The organism is Streptomyces sp. NPDC041796 (assembly GCF_055590785.1).
The window spans coordinates 13263-34576 of sequence record NZ_JBVJAH010000006.1 but is presented as its reverse complement, the minus strand read 5'-3'; the positions used below and the strand labels follow the sequence as shown (position 1 = coordinate 34576).

Here is a 21314-nt window from a genome sequence, read left to right as displayed (position 1 = left end):
GCCGCGTCGTGGCCGCCGTGCTCGTGCTGGTGGGCGCGCTGCTGGTGTGCGGTCCGGGCGCCGACCGGGGCACCGCGCACGACGTGGTGGCCGCCACCGGTGCCTCGGGACAGCCGCCCGGGTGCGGCTCCGCCGACGACGAGGGAGGCCTGGCGCCCGCCGTGCCGCCCCGCTCGGCCACCCTGTGCGAGCTGCTGCCCGCCCTGCACGCCGCCCGCGCGGCGACCGGGGCGTGGGGCCTGGACGAGACGGTCCTGGTCGTCCGGCCGGAGCGGGGACCGCCGCCGCTCGCGCCGCCCTCCCCACCGGACCTGTCGATCCTGCGCGTATAGCCGGCGCGCCGTACCTTCCGTACCTTCCGCCGGTCACTTCCCCATGCGTACAGGAGTTCCACCATGCCCAAGTCCACGCCGTACCTCATCGGCGCGGGTGTCGTCGCCGCGGCCGCGCTGCTCGGTGTCGTCTCGTACACCGCCACCAAGCCCGCCGAGCCCTCGCCGTCCGTCGTCGCCGAGTCGTCCGCGGGGCCGCGGGCCGACGTCCACCCCGAGCTGGAGGAGTACGCGCGGCGCGACGCCAAGGACCCGCTCGCGGTCGGGCGCGCCGACGCGCCCGTCGTGATGATCGAGTACGCCGACTTCACGTGCGGCTACTGCGGCAAGTTCGCCCGCGAGACCGAGCCGGAACTGATCGAGAAGTACGTCGACGAGGGCACCCTGCGCATCGAATGGCGGAACTTCCCGATCTTCGGCGAGGAGTCCGAGCGCGCGGCACGCGCCGCCTGGGCGGCGGGCCGGCAGGGGCGGTTCTGGCAGTTCCACAAGGCCGCGTACGCCGAGGGCGCCAAGGAGCAGGGCTTCGGCAAGGACCGGGTGCTCGCGCTGGCGCGGGAGGCGGGCGTGCCCGATGTGGAACGCTTCGGCCGGGACCTGGACAGCGACGCGGCGCGGCAGGCCGTGGCGAAGGACCAGGAGCAGGCCTACGCGCTCGGCGCCACGTCCACGCCGTCGTTCCTGGTGAACGGCCGCCCCATCGCGGGCGCACAGCCCATGGAGACGTTCACGAACGCAATCGAGGCGGCGAAGCGGGAGGCCGCGAAGTGACGGACATCGGCTACCTGGCCGCGTTCCTGGGCGGTCTGCTCGCCCTGCTCAGTCCGTGCAGCGCGCTGCTGCTCCCCGCGTTCTTCGCGTACTCGATCGACACCCGGGCCCGCCTCCTGGCCCGTACCGGGATCTTCTACGCCGGCCTCGCCACCACGCTCGTCCCGCTGGGCGCGGCCGGATCCTTCGCGGGGCGGCTCTTCTACGGCCACCGTGACCTGCTGGTCGCCGTGGGCGGCTGGACGATCGTCGCGCTGGGCGTGGCGCAGATCCTGGGCCTGGGCTTCGCCTCGCGCCGGATCGCCGAGGTGAGCGGCCGGATCCGTCCCGTCTCGGCGCTCTCCGTGTACGCCCTGGGCCTGGTGTACGGCCTGGCCGGCTTCTGCGCGGGCCCGATCCTCGGCAGCGTCCTGACGGTGGCGGCGCTCAGCGGAAGCCCGGCCTACGGGGGCCTGCTCCTGGCGGTGTACGCACTCGGCATGGCCGTGCCGCTGTTCCTGCTGGCCCTGCTGTGGGAGCGCCACGACCTGGGACGGCGTGGCTGGCTGCGGGGCCGCCCGCTGCGGGTGGGCCGCTTCTCGCTGCACAGCACGTCGCTGCTGTCGGGCGTGTTCTTCATCGTCCTGGGCGCGATGTTCCTGGCCTTCGACGGCACGACCGCCCTGCCGGGCCTGCTGTCGGTCGACGACTCCTACGCGGTGGAGAAGTGGGCCTCCTCCCTCGGCCGAGCGGTGCCCGACTGGGCCCTGCTCGTCGCGGTCGTCGCGGTGGTCGCCATCACGCTCGGCGTCCGCGGCTGGCGCGGCCGCGAGCGGACCTGACGGCGGCGCTACCGGCGGTGAACCACCACGCTGTCCGCCGCCCTGTCGTGCGTGCGAGCAGCCACAGGACGGCGGTGGTCCGCCAGACGGTCCGCGGCCCGGAGCCGATCTCGACCGGGCGCCGCGCCGCACCGCGTGGGGGTACGACGAAGGCCCCGATCCGGAGATCGGGGCCTTCGTGGTGGTGGCTGGGGCCGGGGTCGAACCGGCGACCTTCCGCTTTTCAGGCGGACGCTCGTACCAACTGAGCTACCCAGCCACGTGACTCTTTCGAGCCACAGCGGTCCTGACGGGATTTGAACCCGCGGCCTCCACCTTGACAGGGTGGCGAGCACTCCAAACTGCTCCACAGGACCAAGCAATGTGCGAGCACCAGTCTCGCACACGGTGATGCGTGCCCCCAACGGGATTCGAACCCGTGCTACCGCCTTGAAAGGGCGGCGTCCTGGGCCACTAGACGATGAGGGCTAATTGGCCCGCCTGGGCGCTTCGTCAGCGCGTCGGGGACGTGAGAAGCATATGGGATGCGGGGACCGTTCGCCAAAACGGTTATGGGGATCGGGTGGGCGGGCGGGCTGAGGAGGGGGTTCCCGAGGGTGCGGTGGACGGGGCGGCCGGGGGTTCCTCCTCCGGGACGTGGCGGCTGACCTCGGCCGTCGTGAGGCCCAGACCGCCCAGGGTGATCTCGTCCCAGGCCTGGAGGCGGCGGGTGTCCCGGTCCAGGTAGAGGACCGAGGCGTGGACCTTCTCCGGCTCCTCCTGCTCCAGGGCGCGCAGGCCGCCGCCGCCCGTGGAGCCCTCGATCTTGAGGCGGGTGCCGTGGGGCAGGAGCTTGTTCACCCGGCGGTGGACGTGACCGGCCAGGACGAGCGGGACCTGGCCGTCGGTCTCCTGGGCGGCCACCGGGTTGTGGGCCACCGCGATGTCGACGGGCCGGCCGGCCCTCGCCTGCTCACGCAGGGCCGCCGCCAGCCGGGCGCCCGCCGCGCGCTCGGCGTCGTCGCCGGCCGGCACCACCGAGCGGTCCGGTGTGAACTGCGGGTCGCCGGTGCCGGCCACCCGGAGGCCGGCGACGGTCACGGTGCGGCCCCCGTCGAGGACGTGGACGTTCCTCATGCCCTCCAGGTACCGCTGGGTGACCTGCGAGTCGTGGTTGCCGCGCACCCAGACGTAGGGCGCGCCGAGGTCGCTGATCGGGTCGAGGAAGCCGTTCTCGGCGGCGGTGCCGTGGTCCATGGTGTCGCCCGAGTCGATGATCACGTCGATCCGGTACTGCTCGACGAGCGAGCGGACGATCTCCCACGCGGCCGGGTTCAGGTGGATGTCGGAGACGTGCAGCACCCGCATGGTCCCCGGGTCGGGCTGGTACGTGGGAAGCGTGGAGGCGGCGTCGTACAGCTTCGTCACATTCGTGACGAGACGGGCGAGTTCCTTCTGGTAGACGTCGAACTCGCTCACGATCGAGCGGGCGTTGCCGACCACGGACGGGGCGGAGGACAGCAGCCCGGAGAACTTGGGTTCCAGGACGGACTTGGGGTTCCAGGTGGCGTACGCGGACACGCCGGCGGCTCCCAGCAGCGCGAGCGCGAGGCCGCCGGCCGCGAGCGCGCGGCGCGGGCGGCGGTAGACGGCGAGGCCGAGCGCGGTGGCGCCCGAGACGACGGCGACGCAGGAGCGCCACGCCAGTTCGCGGGTGCCGTCGGCGACGTCCTGGGTGATCTCGTCCTGGAGGCCGGTGATCCGTTCGGGGTGCTCCACCAGGGCCTGCGCGCGGACCGGGTCGAGCTGGTCGACGTCCACGTCGAGGCGGATGGGCGCGGTGTGCGAGTCGAGCTCCAGCGCGCCCAGCGGCGAGACGTTGATCTTCGTCCCGCCGTGCAGGGAGGGCCGCAGGGTCATGCTCGTGTCCATCGGCCCCACGGGCGTACGGACACTGCCGACGATCAGCAGGCCGAGCCACGCGCCCATCAGGACCACGGCGATCAGGCCGAAGGTTCGGGCATATGGGTGAGGGCTGTGGACGAGGGCGGACGTGGGGGCGGTGCGGCGGGAGCGGTAGTGGTGCAGCAGGCGGGCGTAGGTGGAGCGGAGGGCAGCTCGGGCGGCCATGGGCGCCGTATGCCCATGTGGACGGGTCACTATGCCCGGCCATCCGTGACAATGGCCGCGTGCTGGAGATGACACGCGAGGAGTTCGAGGAACTGGTCGCCGAGGCGCTGGACAGGATCCCGCCGGAGCTGACGCGGCTGATGGACAACGTCGCGGTGTTCGTGGAGGACGAGCCGTCGCCGGACGACCCGGATCTGCTGGGGCTGTACGAGGGGACTCCGCTGACCGACCGGGGCGAGTGGTACGCGGGCGTGCTGCCCGACCGGATCACCATCTACCGGGGGCCGACGCTGCGGATGTGCGACTCGCGCGAGGACGTGGTCGCCGAGACGGAGGTGACGGTCGTCCACGAGATCGCCCACCACTTCGGGATCGACGACGAGCGGCTGCACGAGCTCGGGTACGGCTGAGACCGGTTCCGGGGCGGGCGTGTCCTTGTGGGGCCCGGGGAGTTGGGCAGGGAAACCCCCGTACCGCACCCATGGAGGTGCCCTCGTGCGCCATTTGTCCGCCCCCGTCCGATGGGCCGTCACCGCACTGGCGGTAGCGGCGTCCGCAGGCTCCGTCAGCGGCTGCATGAGCGTCTCCGACGCGGGCGCGAAGCCGGGCCCCGCCCGCTCCGCCGGCCCGTCGGGGGCCGCGGCGGCCGAGCCGGACGGCGGTGCCGACGCGCCGGGCGGCCGGCATGACGTACGCACCGGGCACGGCGTCGAGGGCCAGGCGGGCGGGGCGGGCGAGGAGGACGGGGCGTCGCCCGGGCCGAGCGACGCGCCCGGGTCGGCGGCCCCCTCCGCGGCGCCCTCGGGGAAGCCGTCGGCGGGCGGGGAGCCCGGGCCGCGGCCCGCGCGGCCGCCCGCCCCCTCGCCGAGCGGCGGCGACGGCGGTGCGGCCGGCGGTGGCGGGGCCTCGCCGAGCCAGCAGCCGACGCCTCCGGAGCCCACCCCGCCCCCGCCGTCGACCCCCGCGCCGACCCCGCCGGCCGAGCCGAGCCCGGACCCGTCGGACCCCCCGTCCGCGTCACCGGCCGCCGACACCCATACGCAGTCGCTGCACGCCCCGGAGGGGTGGCACGAGGGTCACGGCGCTGAACCCTCGGCATCTCCCCAGGTCGCCCCCGCGTGACCCCGCCGGACCGGCCGGGCACGGCCGCGCACGGCGCCGTCCGGTGGGCCGGGGCGGTTCGCTCCCGGGGCCGGGCGGTGGGCCGGGGCGGTTCGCTCCCGGGGCCGGGCGGCCTCCGGGCGGGCGCATGAGGTGGACGTCACAGGCGGGGTGACGTGAGCCGGTTTGCGCTGACCGGGGGGGAGTGCGTATGGTGGTAGATCGTTTGATCCCATGTTCCCCTTTGCCCGGCGCCACTACCGAGAGCGCCGCGTGTGGCGCGTACTCTCCCTTGCCGTGGCTGACCGCATCGAGGCGGTCGAATTGCGAAACACGGAGTTGACGGGCGCGTGCCGAGACTCCGGAAGGTTTCGCATTTCGCATGTCCATTTTCAGTCCTGACCACGCCGTCATGCCCGAGAACGCCGAGCTCGACGAGAGCGTCGCTCTCGAAGCCGCCGAGGCTCCCGAGGCTCCCGAGCAGCAGACGCCGGAGACGCCGGACGAGCCGCAGGTCACCTTCGGCGACCTGGGTCTGCCCGAGGGCATCGTCCGCAAGCTCGCCCAGAACGGCGTGACCACCCCCTTCCCGATCCAGGCCGCGACCATCCCGGACGCCCTGGCCGGCAAGGACATCCTCGGCCGTGGCCGCACCGGCTCCGGCAAGACCCTCTCCTTCGGCCTGCCGCTGCTCGCCACCCTGGCCGGCGGCCGCACCGACAAGAAGAAGCCCCGCGGCGTCATCCTCACGCCGACCCGTGAGCTCGCCATGCAGGTCGCGGACGCCCTCCAGCCGTACGGCGACGTCCTCGGCCTCAAGATGAAGGTCGTCTGCGGCGGCACGTCGATGGGCAACCAGATCTACGCCCTGGAGCGCGGCGTCGACATCCTCGTCGCCACCCCGGGCCGGCTGCGCGACATCATCAACCGCGGCGCCTGCTCGCTGGAGTCCGTCCAGATCGCGGTCCTCGACGAGGCCGACCAGATGGCCGACCTGGGCTTCATGCCCGAGGTCACCGAGCTGCTCGACCAGATCCCCGAGGGCGGCCAGCGCCTGCTCTTCTCCGCCACGCTGGAGAACGAGATCGACAGCCTGGTCAAGCGCTACCTGGTCAACCCGGTCACCCACGAGGTCGACCCGTCCGCCGGTGCCGTCACCACGATGACCCACCACGTCCTGGTCGTGAAGCCCAAGGACAAGGCGCCGGTCACCGCCGCGATCGCCGCCCGCAAGGGCCGCACCATCATCTTCGTCCGCACCCAGCTCGGCGCCGACCGCATCGCCGAGCAGCTCCAGGACACCGGCGTGAAGGCCGACGCCCTGCACGGCGGCATGACGCAGGGCGCCCGTACCCGCGTCCTCGAGGACTTCAAGAAGGGCTACGTCAACGCCCTGGTCGCCACCGACGTCGCCGCCCGCGGCATCCACGTCGACGGCATCGACCTGGTCCTCAACGTGGACCCGGCCGGTGACCACAAGGACTACCTGCACCGCTCGGGCCGTACCGCCCGCGCCGGCAAGTCCGGCGTGGTCGTCTCGCTGGCCCTGCCGCACCAGCGCCGCCAGATCTTCCGCCTGATGGAGGACGCGGGCGTCGACGCCACGCGCCACATCGTGGGCGGCGCCGGGGCGTTCGACCCGGAGGTTGCCGAGATCACCGGCGCCCGGTCGCTGACCGAGGTGCAGGCCGACTCCGCGAACAACGCCGCCAAGCAGGCCGAGCGCGAGGTCGCCGACCTCACCAAGGAGCTGGAGCGCCTCCAGCGCCGTGCCGTCGAGCTCCGCGAGGAGGCCGACCGCCTGATCGCCCGTGCCGCCCGTGAGCGGGGCGAGGACCCGGAGGCCGCCGTCGCCGAGGTGACCGAGGCCGCCGAGGCCGAGGTCCAGGCCGCGATCGCCTCCGTACCGGCGCAGCCGGCGCGCGAGTCCCGTGACGAGCGCCCGTCGTTCGACCGTTCGTCCTCGTACGAGCGTCGTGACCGCCGTGACGACCGGGGCAACTTCGAGCGTCGTGACCGTCGCGACGACCGGGGCGGCTTCGAGCGCCGTGACCGTGACGACCGCGGTGGCTTCCGCCGTGACGACCGCCGGGACAACGACCGTGGTGGCCGTTCCTTCGAGCGCCGTGACGACCGTGGCGGCTTCCGCCGTGACGACCGCCGGGACAACGACCGTCCGTCGGGTGGCTTCCGCCGCGACAACGACCGTCCGTCCTCCGGTGGTTTCCGCCGGGACAACGACCGTCCGTCCTCCGGTGGTTTCCGCCGGGACAACGACCGTCCGTCCTCCGGTGGTTTCCGCCGCGACAACGACCGTCCCTCCGGCGGCTTCCGCCGCGACGACCGTCGTGACGACCGCCCCACCGGCGGCCACCGCGGCAGCGACCGTCCGTTCAACCGCGACCGTCGTGACGACCGTCCCTCGGGCGGCGGCTTCCGCTCCGGCGGCCACGAGCGCCCCTACGGCCGCCGTGACGACCACCGCGGTGGCTCCAACACCGGCTCCTCCTTCGGGCGCCGTGACGACAAGCCGCGCTGGAAGCGCAACGGCTGACGCGTCCGCTGACGCATAACGCCTGAACAGGGCCCGTATCTCGAACAGGGATACGGGCCCTGTCCTGTTACGATCCCGCTCACGTGCCGCGGGGGTCGCGTCCGGGGGGATTCTTCAAGCCGGCGCACCACGCCTTCGACCTGTCTTTGACATGCCTTTGTCGACTCGCCGCGCTCCGCATTTCTTTCCTGGGGAGGACCTGAGTGCCTCGACGCGCTCTCATACGCCATTCCGTCGCCGCCGTCGCGGCGGTGACACTCGCTTCCGGGGTCGGGCCGCTCGCCCCTGCCGCGGTCGCCGCCGACGCGCCCGGTGTGGTCTTCGGTGCGACCAAGGCCGCTCAGCCGCGGACCGTGATCCCGCTCTCCGCCGGACCGACGGGCTACCTGCGGTACGAAGAGGGCCGCGGCCACTTCTGGAGCACGTACTCCGGTACGACGACGCCCGTGTACAACCAGGCGGAGGGCCCGGAGGAGGGCGCCACGTACGGCGCCGGCTCCGACGTCATCGCCGCCCTGGGGACCGGCCCCACCAGCGCGGGCCGCGTCCGGCTGTTCGACACCGCCGCGGGGACCAACACGTACATCGACGTGCCCGCCGGACACCGGTACGTCGGGACGTACGGCTCCACCGTGGTCACGTACAGCCGGGCGAGCAGCACCGCCGAGCCCGAGTGGCACACGCACCGCCTGGCCGGCGGCACGGTCCAGACCGCGCAGGTGACCGGCTGGCCGGCCGGGGCCGAACGGCCGTACACGATCCAGTCGGCCGACGCCGGCGGGATGGTGACGTCCTTCCGCGCGGACGGCGTGACCCGGCCGGTCTGGATCAGCGACGGGCAGGTGCGACAGCTCCCGCGCACCACGACCGCCGTCACGGCCGGGACCGTGCTCACGCCGGACCACGTTGTGGAGTGGACCGTGGACGGCAAGCTCGCGTTCTACGCCAGGACCGGCGCGACGGCCGGGAGCGCGCCGGCGCAGACCCGGGTCGCGGACCTTCCGTACCAGGAGGGCGCCAAGCTCCTCGGGGTCATCGGCGACCGGGCGTTCGTGGCCCGCCCGTCGGGCCTCGGCGGGTCGGCCCCCTACCGTGTCGTGAGCGTTCCGCTGTCCGGCGGCGCCGAGACGACCGTCCTGGCGTACGCGCGTTCCCATGCGACGCCCACCCCCGACGGCACGCGACTGCTGCTGATCGGCGGGGACGGCGCCGACGCCCTGGGCGTCCAGCTTGTCGGCGTCACGGACTCCGCGCCCACGGTCGGCAAGCTCACTGACATCACCCCGCTGACGTCACTGCCCAGGTCCTTCGCTTTCGCGGGCGGCCGCCTGCACTCACTGGAGCGGATGCCGGACCAGGGCAACGCCTTCCGCACCCGGACCGTGTCGGTGACCGGTCCGCTGGCGGCCGGCGACACGGCCGACCGCGGAACCTTCGGCATGGACCTCACCGGGTGCGACGACAGCAGCGGCTGCCCGCAGATCGCGTCCACGGGCGACGGCCGACTGCTCGTCCAGCCGGACCCCAACAGCGGCAGCCCGTACCCGCTGCTGGCACAGCCCGGCGCCACCACGGCCACCCCGGTGAGCGCCGGCCTCGCCTCGCTGACCATGGTGCACGCCTCGGGCCGTCACCTGGCCGCCACCGGTGAGCGCGCCGACGGCTCGTCCACCGGCCTGATCACGGTCGACCTCGACACCGGCAAGCAGCTTGCCTCCTTCCCCACCGTCAACGCGTGGGACTTCGCGCTGTACGGGGACACCGTCTGGGCCGCCGGCGAGGTGGCCGGCACCGTGAAGGCCTACGACGCCAGGACGGGCGCGGTGAAGCGGACCGTCAACCTGGGCAGCGGATGCAGGGCCGAGTCCATCAAGGTGACCGCGCACTGGCTCAACTGGAGCTGCGCGGGAACCGTCGCCAGGGGCGGGGTGTTCGACCTCGACAAGAACGTCAACCACACGTACACGTCCCCGGTCTCCGAGCTCGGAGACGGCTATGTGGTGTGGCGCAACGACAGCACGGTCAAGGTCACCGACTTCCGGGGCGCCCAGCCGGTGGAGGTCGGCAACCACGCCCTCGCCGACGACGGCGAGCGGGAGTACAGGTACGCGGTCGACGCCACGACCGGGCGGATCGCCCTCACCGCCACCACCGAGGGCGACATCCGCGTCGTGGACGCGGGTGTGACCGCCTCGCCGCTGGCGCGCATCGACGCCCACGTTCCCGCGGCGCAGGCCGTACAGGGCGGCAGCGCCCCCTGGAAGGCCCGCTGGTGGCTGTCCAAGCCCGCCGCCTCCTGGCAGCTCACGCTGAAGGACGCCTCCGGTACCGTGCGGCGCACCCTGTCGGGCGGCGAGGCCCGTGGCCTCGTCAGCGTCGCCTGGGACGGCAAGGACGCGGCCGGCAAGCCGGTCGCGGACGGCTCGTACGCCTGGTCGCTGACGGCGGTTCCGGCCGATGGACAGGGTGCCGCGCTGGCGCAGTCCGGCACGGTCGCGCTGTCGGGGGCCGTGACGGCCACGACGCCGGTGCCGACGCGGCGGGACCACAACGGCGACCGGGTCGGGGACCTCGTGTCGCTGAGCTCGACGGGCACCCTCGCGGTCCGGTACGGAACGGGCGCGGGCACGCTCTCCGGCGCGGTGAGCGGCAGCGGCTGGTCCACGTCCGCGGTGGCGGTGCCGTTCGGGGACCTGAACCGTGACGGCTGCAACGACGCGCTGGTGCGGCTGCCGAGCGGTGAGCTGCGGGCCTACCGGCCGGGTTGCGGCAAGGCGCTGGTGCCGACCGCCCCGTACACCTCGCTGGGCACGGTGTGGGCGCAGTTCAACGTGCTGACCTCGCCGGGCGACCTGACCGGTGACGGCCGGGCCGACCTGGTGGCGCGTCAGACGACCACGGGTGACCTCTACCTGTACGCGGACGACGGCGCGGGCAAGCTCAAGGCGCGGGGCCGGATCGCCACCAACTGGAAGGCGTACCGGGCGGTGTTCGGGGCCGGTGACCTGAACGGTGACGGCGTCGGCGACCTGCTCGCGGTGGGCGGCGCCAACTCGCTGTGGCGGATCAATGGCACGGCGACGGGCACACTCAAGCCGCGCGTCCTGGTGTTCGGCAACAACTGGGGCACCGGCCGCAACGCGTTCGTCGGTGTCGGTGACCTGAACAAGGACGGCAAGGCGGACCTGATCTCCCGCAACGCCGCCGGGGACCTGCTGCGCAACAACGGCAACGGCACGGGGTCGTTCGGTTCGACGGTCAAGATCGGCACCGGCTGGCAGGGCTACAAGGGCCTGTTCTAGAAGCGGCCGTCACGAGGGCCCCTACGGCACACGATCACCGTGCCGTAGGGGCCCTCGGTGCTGCTGTCGCCGTCCCGGCCATGACGCGCGCCGGCGTCCCGGTGGCTGCCGCACCGGCCACCGCGGTGGCCGCCGAGCCGGTGTTCCCGGGCGCGGGCGACACTCGGGCGAGCGGTGGCGACACGACGGCACGGGCACGGGCACGGTGAAGCCCCGCGGCCGGTCTTCCGCGACCGGGGCGCCGGCCTGCTCTCCCGTGACGCCCACGGCGGACTCCTCCGCAACACGGGCGACGGCACGGGGGCGTTCGGGGCGACGGTGCCGATCGCCGCCGGCCGGCAGCACGACCCCACGCTGTCCCCGACGATCTCCCCGCCTCCACGACGCGACGGCGCCCGTTCACCCGATACCCGATCGGATGCCGGGCGCCGTGGGGCTATGCTCAGGGGTGACTCGTCGAGGGCCGTTAGCTCAATTGGCAGAGCAGCGGACTTTTAATCCGTTGGTTGTGGGTTCGAGTCCCACACGGCCTACCGCGTCGAGAGCCCCGCGGGGCTCCGACCTGAGCGCTCGTGCCCCGGCCACCTTCCGTGACCGGGGCACATGTGCGTCGGGCGTCTCCGCGGGCGGCGGCCCGACGGCTAAGCCTCCTCCACCAGAAGCCGCGCGTTGATGGTGGGATTGCCCGCCTGCGCGAGGGGGAAGGCCGAACCGATCTCCGCGGCGTGCCGGGGCACGTCGATACGGACGGACAGCGTCCGGTCGACAAGCTGTTCCTGAGCCATCCGGAAGTCGATGTTGACGATGCCGTGCTGCACACACCCCGCGCAGTTCCGCGGGTCCTCCGGCTGGAAGAAGAAGCGCTTCGCGACCGGCTCGTCGTCGGCGAGCAGACTCACGACGAACGACCCCGGAATTGCCAGCCGGTTGATCCCCTTCACCCGCACCGAGACCGGATTTCCGCTCCGGAACGCGAAAGCGTGGGAGGCATCGATGCTTCCGGACAGATTCTCCAACGCGCCCTCCACCGGGCTGACGAGTTCCAGTCGATCGTACGAGACGTCGGTTTCGATCGTCTGGTCGGCGGTGGTGCTGAACGGTGGCAGAGCGTTGAACGGCGGCGTGAGCCACTCGGTGTTCTGCCCCAGTGTGGATCGGAATCCGGTCAGCGTGGTGGCGCCCACGAGTGTCTGCCAGCTCAGCCAGAGGCGGTCGAGGTTGCAGTGGAAGAACCAGAACACGGGGTCGAAGGAGGCGACATTCTGGTCGCCCATCGTCGGCCCGATCGATCCGTGGCCACCGTCGTGGGCCTGGATGGAGAAGTCCTGGTACCCGTTCACATTGGACTCGCCCCACAACGACTGGGTCAGCGACGTGGCAATGTCGTCCAGGACCCCGAAGTTCGTCACGTTCTGTGCGATTTCGGTGGCGGGGAAGCGTTCGGTCTTGTACGGGAAGTATCCGGTCACGGGCTGTGGCGTCGCGTTGACGCCGGGATCGGCCGGCAGGGTGTACGAGTCGAACGGCGGCTGTTGCAGCCGGTCCGGCAGCATGGTCGAGATGTCCCAGTAGGGAATCGTCACCCCCTCGCAGCCCGGGACGGAGCGCAGGGCGTCTTCGAACACCCGCAGGTACTGGCGGTGCCAGGGGTTGTAGCGGTCTTCGTGGTGCAGGCACCAGCGTTTCGGGAGGCCGTGCTGCCCGGCCAGGGCGAAGTAGCTGTCCGGATCGCTCGGGTCGCGGTCCATCAGGCCGGTGAACGCCGTCGCCAGTAGGTCGAACTCGGCATCGCTCAGCTTCGTGACGTCCTTGCGCAGCCGTGCCGTGGGCTGCCCGGTCGCCGGCGGCTCGACCGGCGTCACCGTACCGAGCGGACATCCGTTGACGATCCAGTTGCGGAACGTCTGCGAGCGTTCGGTACTCCATTGTCCCGCTGCGTCCGGGGCATCAGAGCGTTTGGCGGAGCGGTCTGTGCGTGAATTGCGAGCGCGTTGCTCTTCACCCCTTCATAGGTGCCGAGCTCGATTCCCTTGGCGGCCATATGGGCCACGTCTTTGGGCCGGAAGAAGAAGCGGATATCCGCCAGATAGGTCGGCGCTGCAACGACTTGGTCAGCGATCGGGCTGTTCATGCTTCCTCCGTTGGGCTCCGCACGGTGTGAGGGGTCGACTGGGTGCCGCAGTGGCCGAGAGGCTCGTATCGGCTTTCCGAGTATGCGGTACCCCAAGAGGTGTCTGAATGATCGACACAGGCCGACCAGGGCCTGAATCGCGAAGGAGTGACACTCCGCGAATTCCGGTTTCCGCTCCTATTGATTGATTCTGCAATTTCATTTCGCCGGGGAAGCGGGACGGATTTCTCCGTCCTGCTCGGGAAGTGGCGGGTGCGGGGCCGGGCCGGCTTCCTTCCGGCGGTGGGCGAGCCGTCTTGCCGCCGCCGTCCGGGAGCGATGCCGCACGCGGGGACCGGCGGGGCCGTTTTGTCCCCTCGGGGGGAGCTGCCAGGGATATTGGTTAGGGATCGTGCTCCGGATGGCGTAGGGTGGTGTTCACCGACGCGGGGTGGAGCAGCTCGGTAGCTCGCTGGGCTCATAACCCAGAGGTCGCAGGTTCAAATCCTGTCCCCGCTACTGAAGACGAAGGCCCGGTGCATTGCGCACCGGGCCTTCCGTCTTTCCCGGACCGGCCGGCGTCGTGTGTCGCTCGGTCGGCGGACGGCGGGTCGCCGGGCGGCGCGGCTCCGGCCGGGCCGGGTGCGGCGCGGTACCGTCCGCAGCCGTGGGTGGACCCGGCAGGAGACCAGTGGTGGGGCGACGAGCGCGGGACGGCGGCGACCGGCGGGAGGGTGCCCCGCGGGCCCGGAGGTTCGTGTGCGCCCTGCCCGCGCTGTTGATCGCGGGGGGTGTGGTGTACGGCGTGTCGACCCCGCCGCAGTTCACCGCCGTACCGCTGTTCGCCGCCGCCCCGCTCGTCGCGGCGCCGCTGTTCGCCGCCCGTATGACGGTGCTGACCGGTCTGTGCGCCGTGCTGGCCGTGCTCGGCCTGCACCTGGGCAGCGGAACGCTGGGCGAGGTGCGGGCCCTCACCGAGATCCTCACCGTGGTGGTGGTCGCCGTGCTCGCGCTGCTGATCAACCGGGTCGTGCGGCGCAGTGGTGAGCGGCTCGCCTCGGCCCGGGTGATCGCCGAGACCGCGCAGCGGGCCGTGCTGCCGACGCCCGCCGAGCGGATCGGCGGGTTGCAGGTGGCGGCGCGGTACGAGGCGGCGCAGGCGGACGCGTTCATCGGGGGAGACCTCTTCGCCGTGCAGGACACGCCGTACGGGGTGCGGCTGGTGGTGGGGGACGTGCGCGGGAAGGGCATGGGCGCGGTCGAGACGGTGGCGGTGGTCATCGGGGCGTTCCGGGAGGCGGCCGAGCAGGAGAGTTCGCTGGAGGGCGTGGCGCAGCGGCTGGAGCGGGCACTGGCCCGGGAGGGGACGCGGCGGGACGGGCTGGACGCCGTCGAGGGGTTCACCACCGCGGTGCTGGCGGAGATCCCGCGCGGGGCGGAGGTGGTGCGGGTGGTGGACCGGGGGCACCCGGAGCCGCTGATGCTGTACGCGGACGGGCGCGCCGAACTGCTGGAGCAGGCCGAGCCCGCGCTGCCGCTGGGCATGGCGGACCTGGGGGCGTGGCCGGACCGGGCGCATGAGGTGCCGTACCCGGCGGGGGCGACGCTGCTCTTCTACACGGACGGGCTGTCGGAGGCGCGCGACGCGCAGGGAGTGTTCTACGACCCGGTCGCGCGGCTGGCGGGGCGGCTCTTCCCGGGGCCCGACGCGGTACTGGACGCGCTGGTGACCGACGTACGGAGGCACACCGGCGGCGGGGCGACGGACGACCTGGCGCTGCTGGCGGTCGGCCGGCCGGCCCAGGGGCAGCCGGAGCGGCGCCGGACGGTTCCGGTCGTGTCGTGACCGCGCCCGGCCGCTCGACACGCTGCGTAGTCGACGCGTGTCACTGCGCATAACATCTGATAAACCGTCAGAAGTACTGTGGTCGGTGAATGTTTCTGATGCGCGGTCAACTCGCCCGGCTGTGCCCGTGTGTGCACCGGTACGTCCGGGGCCCGTCCGCTTAATGATCACTAGGAACGGCTTGGAATCCGGAGCCCCCGTCTATTAACGTTCGATAACGCAGCGCGGTCGTCCCAGCCGTCGCAAGAGACGGCACCGTGCGCGTGCGCCGAATTCCGCAAGGGAACCGGGGAACCACCACCTTGGGGTGAATCGGGCCGAAGTGGGCCCGTAGGAGACCTTCCTGCTCCGAACCCGTCAGCTAACCCGGTAGGCGAGAAGGAAGGAAAGGAGTGCGCCTCCGTGGCGTCCAACAGGCCTGCCCCCGAAGCTCCGTACGGCTCGATCGCCTCGTTCAACTCTTCGGGTGTCCCGGACGCCGCACCTGTAAACGGGCAGCAGTGGGAAGAATGGAACCCCACCGAGGAGACCGTCCGCCCCGTCCGCGGCCGTCACCGCGTGGCCAAGCAGCGCGGCGGGCTCGCCCGTAGCTCCACCGTCCTCGGCGTCGGCGTCATCGCGGCCGTCGGCGCGGGAGGCATGGCCACCGCGCAGGACAAGCCCGCGGTCTCCATATCCCTGCCGGACGTCGTCACGGACAACCTCCCCGACGCCGAGTCCCTGCCCGGCATCGGCTCCCTGATGTCCGACGACTCGGACGCCGGTGATTCCGACGAGACGGCCCCCGCGGACAGCGGGCCGCTCACCGCCGCGTCCCTCACCGGGACCGCCGACGCCGCCGCGCAGCAGAGCGGCGCGGACGCGGGCGAGGCACTGCGCGCCCGCATCCTCCAGCAGGCCGAGCAGCAGCAGGCGTCCGCCGACGCCGCGGCGAAGGCGGCCGCGGAGACGGCCGCCGCCGAACAGGCCGCCGCCGAGGCGAAGGCGCAGGCGACCGCCGCCGAGAAGCAGGCCGCCGAGCAGGCCGCCGAGGAGAAGGCCAAGGCCGAGGCCGAAGCCGCCGCCAAGGCGAAGGCCGCCGAGGAGGCCCGGCTGGCCGAGCTCGCCGGAAGCTGGTCGCTGCCGACCTCCTCGTACACCATCACCTCCACCTACGGCCAGGCCGGCAACATGTGGTCCTCCGGCTACCACACGGGCCTCGACCTCGCCGCGCCCACGGGCACGCCCGCCAAGGCCGTCCACGGCGGCACCGTCAAGTCGGCCGGATGGTCGGGCTCGTACGGGTACCGCATCGTCCTGGAGCTGGAGGACGGTACGGAGGTCTGGTACTGCCACCTGTCGTCGATGACGGTCGGCGCCGGGCAGACGGTCGGCACCGGTGAGACCATCGGCCGGGTCGGCGCCACCGGCAACGTGACCGGACCGCACCTGCACCTGGAGGTGCACACGCCGGGCGGCGACGGGATCGACCCGCTGGCCTGGCTGCGCGGCAAGGGCCTCACCGTCTGAGCACCGGCTCGGGAACTTCTGACCCCGGCAGCTCTGGCGGCACACCCCCCGACGCCAGGGCTGCCGGTTTCGTCGTCACTCACCCGGAATATCCCGCCTCTTCGGCACGTTGGTCCACCCCATGACCTCTCTCCGCAAGCTGGGCACGTCCGACCTCCACGTCTTCCCCCTCGCCCTCGGCGGCAACGTCTTCGGCTGGACCGCCGACGAGGTGCAGTCCTTCGCCGTCCTCGACGCGTACACGGCCGCCGGCGGCAATTTCGTCGACACGGCCGACAGCTATTCGGCGTGGGTCGCGGGCAACGAGGGCGGGGAGTCGGAGACCGTCATCGGCAGGTGGATGGCCGCGCGCGGCAACCGGTCCGACGTCGTCGTCGCCACCAAGGTCGGTGCCCACCCGCAGTACAAGGGCCTCACCCCGACCACCATCAAGGCCGCGGCCGAGGAGTCGCTGCGCCGGCTCGGCACCGACTACATCGACCTGTACTACACGCACTTCGACGACCCGGCCGTGCCGGTCGAGGAGATCGTCACCGCCCTCGACCAGCTGGTGAAGGAGGGCAAGGTCCGTGCGGTCGCCGCCTCCAACATCTCCGCCGAACGCCTCCAGGCCTCCCTGGACTTCGCCGGGAGCGAGGGCCTGACGCCGTACGCCGCGCTCCAGCCGCACTACAACCTGGTCTCCCGCGACACCTACGAGGGCGCGCTCCAGGACACCGCCGAGCGCGCCGGCCTCGGTGCCGTGCCGTACTACGCGCTGGCCTCCGGCTTCCTCACCGGCAAGTACCGGCCGGGCACGCACGTCGACAGCGCGCGGGCCGGGAGCGCGGCCAAGCACCTGCAGAGCGAGCGCGGCCGCAAGGTCCTCGCCGCGCTGGACGCCGTCGCGGCGGCGCGCGGCGCCCGGACGGCCACCGTCGCCCTCGCCTGGCTCGCCGCCCGCCCGACCGTCACCGCGCCGCTCGCCTCGGCCCGCACGGTCGAGCAGCTGCCCGCCCTGCTCGCGGTCGCCGACCTGGAGCTGACGGCCGACGAGCTGGCGACCCTGACGGCCGCCTCCGCGTAGCCCCGGGGGCACGTCCCGCTGGTGGGGGTGCCCTGCGCGTGGGCGCCGACGGGTGCGTCCTGCTGGTGGGCGTCGAGGGACGCGGGCGAGTGGAGCCGCTGGGCGGGCGCGTCCCGCTGGTTGGGCGGCGGGGGCCCGCTCGCGGCGTCGACGGGCGCGTCCCCGCTGGTGGGGCGACGGGGGTGCCCCGCTCGCGGCGTCGACGGGCGCCCCGCGTCAGTACCGGTACGGGTTGTAGCCGCCGTAGTTGAGGTGCGGGGGCGGCGTCCACACCCGGCCGGTGGCCTGCGCGGCGTACGTCAGCGCCGGCCCGGCTATCTCCTTGCGCTGCCACAGGTGGTGCAGCAGCTCCTGCTCGCGCGCCACGAAGTCCTGGCCCGCCGCGCCCCGGCGGGCCCGGTGGCGGAGGAACGCCAGCGACGTCGCGAACGCCTCGTACTCGCCGACGGCGCGGGCCGCCGCCGGGCCGAAGCAGCGTGCCGCGTACCCCCGGGCCAGGCCGCGCGCCCGCATCGAGGAGAGCGCGAGGGGCTCGGCGGGCGTGAGCCAGCCCGCCGCGGCGTACGCCGGGAGTTCACCGGATATCGTGCGCAGCTCGCGCTGCCGCGACCAGATGGCCAGCCACGTCAGCAGCCCGAAGGCGGGCACCATGAACGCCCCGTACACCGCGTAGAACGCCCACGGCCCGAACGCCGCCGAGCCGTTCCACAGCGCGTGCGTGCCCATCGCCAGGGTCAGCCCCAGCACCGGCAGCGCGACCCGGCGTATCTTCTTGCGGCGCGCCGTGATCGCGGCGATGCCGAAACCGATGCCGGTGAGCACGGTGAACAGCGGGTGCGCGAACGGCGACATCACGATCCGTACGAAGAAGGTCGCGGCCGTGACCGACGCGAACCCCGACGCCCCGATCTGCTGGTCCTCCCCGAAGGCGTTGCCGAGGTACAGGATGTTCTCGGTGAAGGCGAAGCCCGTCGCGGTGAACCCGGCGATGACCACGCCGTCGACGATCCCGGTGAAGTCCCTTCTGCGGAACACGAAGACGAGCAGCACGGCCGCCGCCTTCGCGCTCTCCTCGACGATGGGGGCGACGACCGTGGCGCCGAGCGTGTCGGCGGACGCCGGATCGGCCGTGGCGGTTGCTATCCAGCGGGTCGCGAAGGTGTTGGCGACGATCGCGACCAGCGCGGCGGCGCACGCGCCCCACGCGAACGCGAACAGCAGGTTCTTCCACGGGCCCGGCTCCACCCGGTCCAGCCAGCGGAACGCGGCCATGAGCAGCGGAACGGGCAGCAGGGCGAGGCCGAGCCCGACCAGGAAGCCCTCCGTGCCGGTCTGCTCCCGAACCAGGGCGAGGATCACCAACCCGCACAGGGCGAGCACGATGGCCACCGCGGAGGCCCGCACCACCTTGCTGCGCCAGAAGGCACGGCGGGGTTTGTAGCGCCAGCGGGCGCGCTCCGGCACGGCGTCGAACGACGGCTGTGGTTCGTACGCCGGGACGGCCGGATACGGCGACTGGTGCTGCGCAGACGAATGGGACACGCGATCGACCCTAACGACCGTCACTGACAGTCCGCGACGGTATTGCTATGAGTACGGTGACGGGCGCGTCACACGGTCACCCGCCGCGCGCCCGGGCGGTCACCCGCCGCGCGCCCGGGCCGTCACACGCGTGCGAACAGCAGGTCGTGCACGACGTGGCCCTTGTCCAGGCCCTGCCCCTCGAACCGGGTGAGCGGGCGGAAGGCGGGGCGCGGCGCGTAGCCACCGTCCGGCGAGGTGTTGCGGAAGTCGGGGTGCGCGGTCAGCACGTCCAGCATCTGTTCGGCGTACGGCTCCCAGTCGGTGGCGCAGTGCAGCACGGCGCCGGGCTTCATCCGGGTGGCCACCAGGTTCAGGAACTCGGGCTGGATCAGCCGGCGCTTGTGGTGCCGCTTCTTGGGCCACGGGTCGGGAAAGTACACGCGTACGCCGTCGAGGGCTTCGGGGGCGAGCATCTCGCGCAGCAGGATGATCGCGTCACCGTTGGCCACCCGTACGTTGGTCAGGCCGGCCTTCTCGGCGAGGGAGAGCAGGTTGCCCTGCCCGGGAGTGTGCACGTCCACCGCGAGGATGCCGGTCGACGGGTCGTCGGCGGCCATCTGCGCGGTCGCCTCGCCCATCCCGAACCCGATCTCCAGCACGACCGGCAGCCCGCCGAACATCTCGTCCAGGTCGAGCGTGCGCTGCCCGTCGATGTCCAGCCCCCACACGCCCCACAGCCGTCGCAGGGCGTCGCCCTGCCCGGGCGTGACGCGGCTGCGGCGGGGCTGGAAGCTGCGGATCCGCCGCTCGAAGTGCGACCCGGCGGGGTCGGGCGCGGGGCCCTCGGGGAAGCGGGGCTCACCCTTGGGCCGGCGGGGGGCGGCGGTTTCACGGGACTCAGACACAATGCCCCGATTCTACGGCGCCTCCACGGTGGGCCGCCCCGGGCGGCCGGTCGGGCGGTGGCCGGTCAGCCCAGGTGCGCCAGGGCCCGGCGGGCGACCTCGCGGCCGATGGGGAGGGAGGCGGTCGCCGCCGGGGACGGGGCGTTCAGCACGTGGACCGTGCGGCGGGCCTCGCGGATCAGGAAGTCGTCGACCAGGGTGCCGTCCCGCAGCACGGCCTGGGCACGCACGCCCGCCGGGGCGCGGTGGAGGTCCTCCGGGCCGACCGACGGCAGCAGCCGCCGCACCGCCTCGGTGAACGCCCGCTTCGACACCGACCGGTGCAGCTCGCCCGCCCCGTACCGCCAGTGGCGGCGCGCTATCCGCCAGGAGCCCGGCCACGCCAGGGTGCCGGCCAGCTCCCGGGGCCTGACGACGGACCAGCCGTACCCCTCGCGGCCCAGCGCGGGCACCGCGTTCGGCCCCACGTGGACGCCCCCGTCGATACCGCGTGTGAGGTGCACGCCCAGGAACGGGAACGCCGGGTCCGGCACCGGATACACCAGGCCCCGCACCAGCTCCGGCCGGGCCAGCTCGTAGTACTCGCCCCGGAACGGCACGATCCGCATGCCCGGGTCGTCGCCCGCGAGCCGCGCCACCCGGTCGCAGTGCAGCCCCGCGCAGTTCACCAGCACCCCGGCCCGCACGATCGTCCCGTCGGCCGTCCGCACGGCGACGCCCCAGGGGCGCCGGTCCACGGCGACGACCTCCGCCCCGTACCGGATGTCCGCGCGGGACGCCTCCGCCAGCTGCGCCGCCACCGCCCCGTAGTCGCACACCCCGGTCGTGCCGACGTGGATCGCGGCCACGCCCCGCACCCGCGGCTCGTACTCGGTGATCTGCGCCGGTCCCAGCTCACGCACCGGAATGCCGTTCTCCCGGCCGCGCTGGACCAGGGCGTGCAGCCGGGGCAGCTCGGCGCGCTCGGTCGCGACGATCAGCTTGCCGGTGACCTGGTGGGGCAGGCCGTACTCCGCGCAGAACTTCACCATCTCCGCGGCGCCCCGCACCGCGTACCGCGCCTTCAGCGAGCCCGGCCGGTAGTAGATGCCGCTGTGGATCACCCCGCTGTTGCGCCCCGTCTGGTGGCGCGCCGGGCCCTGCTCCTTCTCCAGCACCACCACCCGTGTCCCCGGGGCGGCGCGCGAGACCGCGTACGCCGTCGACAGCCCGACGATCCCCCCGCCGATCACGAGCACGTCGCAGTCGAAACGGTCGAAACCCTTACCGCCGTACGCGGACACCTGTGCCACCTCCCACCCCAGATAGTGCACTGGCCCACTGACAATGGCCTTAAACACAGGTGGGACACGGTGGGACGCGGT

At 72.7% G+C, this 21314-nt stretch carries 16 protein-coding genes, 5 tRNA genes and 1 riboswitch; of the genes, 12 read left to right on the top strand and 9 right to left on the bottom strand.

Annotated features, from left to right (window positions below):
* The first annotated feature begins 8 nt into the window (after window positions 1-8).
* From ACZ6C1_RS13255 to ACZ6C1_RS13245, 3 genes are all read left to right on the top strand, one after another.
* Entirely contained in the window at window positions 9-332 is a 324-nt protein-coding gene (locus ACZ6C1_RS13255; RefSeq protein ID WP_469240443.1) for a hypothetical protein, read from the top strand.
* A gap of 63 nt (window positions 333-395) precedes the next feature.
* On the top strand, window positions 396-1103 hold the full coding sequence (locus tag ACZ6C1_RS13250) for a DsbA family protein (protein ID WP_469240442.1): 708 nt from the start codon (window positions 396-398) through the stop codon (window positions 1101-1103).
* Entirely contained in the window at window positions 1100-1924 is an 825-nt protein-coding gene (locus ACZ6C1_RS13245; protein ID WP_469240440.1) for a cytochrome c biogenesis CcdA family protein, read from the top strand. Before ACZ6C1_RS13250 ends, ACZ6C1_RS13245 begins: the two co-directional genes overlap by 4 nt.
* A gap of 182 nt (window positions 1925-2106) precedes the next feature.
* Here ACZ6C1_RS13245 and ACZ6C1_RS13240 read toward each other — a convergent pair.
* The 4 genes from ACZ6C1_RS13240 to ACZ6C1_RS13225 form a co-directional block, all read right to left on the bottom strand.
* A tRNA-Phe gene (locus ACZ6C1_RS13240) sits at window positions 2107-2183 on the bottom strand.
* 22 nt (window positions 2184-2205) lie between these two features.
* A tRNA-Asp gene (locus ACZ6C1_RS13235) sits at window positions 2206-2280 on the bottom strand.
* Window positions 2281-2319: 39 nt separating this feature from the next.
* Window positions 2320-2392: transfer RNA gene (locus tag ACZ6C1_RS13230), tRNA-Glu, on the bottom strand.
* 81 nt (window positions 2393-2473) lie between these two features.
* Entirely contained in the window at window positions 2474-4033 is a 1560-nt protein-coding gene (locus ACZ6C1_RS13225) for a metallophosphoesterase family protein (protein ID WP_469240438.1), read from the bottom strand.
* A gap of 59 nt (window positions 4034-4092) precedes the next feature.
* On the opposite strand from ACZ6C1_RS13225, the gene ACZ6C1_RS13220 reads away from it, so the two are divergent.
* The 5 genes from ACZ6C1_RS13220 to ACZ6C1_RS13200 all read left to right on the top strand — a co-directional run bounded on the left by ACZ6C1_RS13220 (window position 4093) and on the right by ACZ6C1_RS13200 (window position 11523).
* Window positions 4093-4443: a metallopeptidase family protein gene (locus ACZ6C1_RS13220; protein WP_064072095.1), complete on the top strand. Its 351-nt coding sequence runs from the start codon at window positions 4093-4095 to the stop codon at window positions 4441-4443.
* An 85-nt stretch (window positions 4444-4528) separates the two neighbouring features.
* On the top strand, window positions 4529-5155 hold the full coding sequence (locus ACZ6C1_RS13215; RefSeq protein WP_469240436.1) for a hypothetical protein: 627 nt from the start codon (window positions 4529-4531) through the stop codon (window positions 5153-5155).
* 361 nt (window positions 5156-5516) lie between these two features.
* Window positions 5517-7688 carry a DEAD/DEAH box helicase gene (locus tag ACZ6C1_RS13210; protein ID WP_469240434.1) on the top strand — a complete coding sequence of 724 codons (2172 nt, stop codon included), beginning with the start codon at window positions 5517-5519 and terminating at the stop codon, window positions 7686-7688.
* Between the two features lie 203 nt (window positions 7689-7891).
* Window positions 7892-10990, top strand: coding sequence for an FG-GAP-like repeat-containing protein (locus tag ACZ6C1_RS13205; protein WP_469240432.1), 3099 nt, complete (start codon window positions 7892-7894; stop codon window positions 10988-10990).
* Between the two features lie 460 nt (window positions 10991-11450).
* Window positions 11451-11523: transfer RNA gene (locus ACZ6C1_RS13200), tRNA-Lys, on the top strand.
* 108 nt (window positions 11524-11631) lie between these two features.
* On the opposite strand, the gene ACZ6C1_RS13195 is transcribed toward ACZ6C1_RS13200, so the two are convergent.
* Both ACZ6C1_RS13195 and ACZ6C1_RS13190 read right to left on the bottom strand, forming a co-directional pair.
* Window positions 11632-12852, bottom strand: coding sequence for a tyrosinase family protein (locus ACZ6C1_RS13195; RefSeq protein ID WP_469240430.1), 1221 nt, complete (start codon window positions 12850-12852; stop codon window positions 11632-11634).
* Window positions 12849-13121 (bottom strand): hypothetical protein, encoded by a 273-nt coding sequence (locus ACZ6C1_RS13190; protein WP_469240427.1) that lies wholly within the window; start codon window positions 13119-13121, stop codon window positions 12849-12851. Before ACZ6C1_RS13190 ends, ACZ6C1_RS13195 begins: the two co-directional genes overlap by 4 nt.
* Window positions 13122-13545: 424 nt before the next feature.
* On the opposite strand from ACZ6C1_RS13190, the gene ACZ6C1_RS13185 reads away from it, so the two are divergent.
* From ACZ6C1_RS13185 to ACZ6C1_RS13170, 4 genes are all read left to right on the top strand, one after another.
* Window positions 13546-13619 (top strand) — tRNA-Met (locus ACZ6C1_RS13185).
* 148 nt (window positions 13620-13767) lie between these two features.
* Complete coding sequence (locus tag ACZ6C1_RS13180; protein WP_469240425.1) at window positions 13768-14946, top strand: PP2C family protein-serine/threonine phosphatase; 1179 nt, start codon at window positions 13768-13770, stop codon at window positions 14944-14946.
* Between the two features lie 256 nt (window positions 14947-15202).
* Window positions 15203-15337, top strand: a riboswitch (cyclic di-AMP (ydaO/yuaA leader).
* A gap of 11 nt (window positions 15338-15348) precedes the next feature.
* Window positions 15349-16455, top strand: coding sequence for a M23 family metallopeptidase (locus ACZ6C1_RS13175; protein ID WP_469240423.1), 1107 nt, complete (start codon window positions 15349-15351; stop codon window positions 16453-16455).
* Between the two features lie 121 nt (window positions 16456-16576).
* Window positions 16577-17521, top strand: a complete 945-nt coding sequence (locus ACZ6C1_RS13170) for an aldo/keto reductase (protein WP_469240421.1) — start codon at window positions 16577-16579, stop codon at window positions 17519-17521.
* Window positions 17522-17737: 216 nt separating this feature from the next.
* On the opposite strand, the gene ACZ6C1_RS13165 is transcribed toward ACZ6C1_RS13170, so the two are convergent.
* The 3 genes from ACZ6C1_RS13165 to lhgO form a co-directional block, all read right to left on the bottom strand.
* Window positions 17738-19063: a PrsW family intramembrane metalloprotease gene (locus tag ACZ6C1_RS13165; protein ID WP_469240418.1), complete on the bottom strand. Its 1326-nt coding sequence runs from the start codon at window positions 19061-19063 to the stop codon at window positions 17738-17740.
* A 122-nt stretch (window positions 19064-19185) separates the two neighbouring features.
* A complete protein-coding gene (gene trmB / locus ACZ6C1_RS13160) occupies window positions 19186-19950 on the bottom strand; it encodes a tRNA (guanosine(46)-N7)-methyltransferase TrmB (RefSeq protein WP_469240416.1) in 765 nt (254 codons plus the stop codon).
* A 65-nt stretch (window positions 19951-20015) separates the two neighbouring features.
* Window positions 20016-21242, bottom strand: a complete 1227-nt coding sequence (gene lhgO, locus ACZ6C1_RS13155; protein ID WP_469240414.1) for an L-2-hydroxyglutarate oxidase — start codon at window positions 21240-21242, stop codon at window positions 20016-20018.
* Between the last annotated feature and the right edge of the window lie 72 nt (window positions 21243-21314).

What these genes read in the sequence shown, in the direction of transcription:
- ACZ6C1_RS13170 (WP_469240421.1), top strand. Translation starts at nt 16,577, where the DNA reads ATGACCTCTCTCCGCAAGCTGGGCACGTCCGACCTCCACGTCTTCCCC.
- ACZ6C1_RS13225 (WP_469240438.1), bottom strand. Translation starts at nt 4,033, where the DNA reads ATGGCCGCCCGAGCTGCCCTCCGCTCCACCTACGCCCGCCTGCTGCAC.
- ACZ6C1_RS13190 (WP_469240427.1), bottom strand. Translation starts at nt 13,121, where the DNA reads ATGAACAGCCCGATCGCTGACCAAGTCGTTGCAGCGCCGACCTATCTG.
- ACZ6C1_RS13250 (WP_469240442.1), top strand. Translation starts at nt 396, where the DNA reads ATGCCCAAGTCCACGCCGTACCTCATCGGCGCGGGTGTCGTCGCCGCG.
- ACZ6C1_RS13210 (WP_469240434.1), top strand. Translation starts at nt 5,517, where the DNA reads ATGTCCATTTTCAGTCCTGACCACGCCGTCATGCCCGAGAACGCCGAG.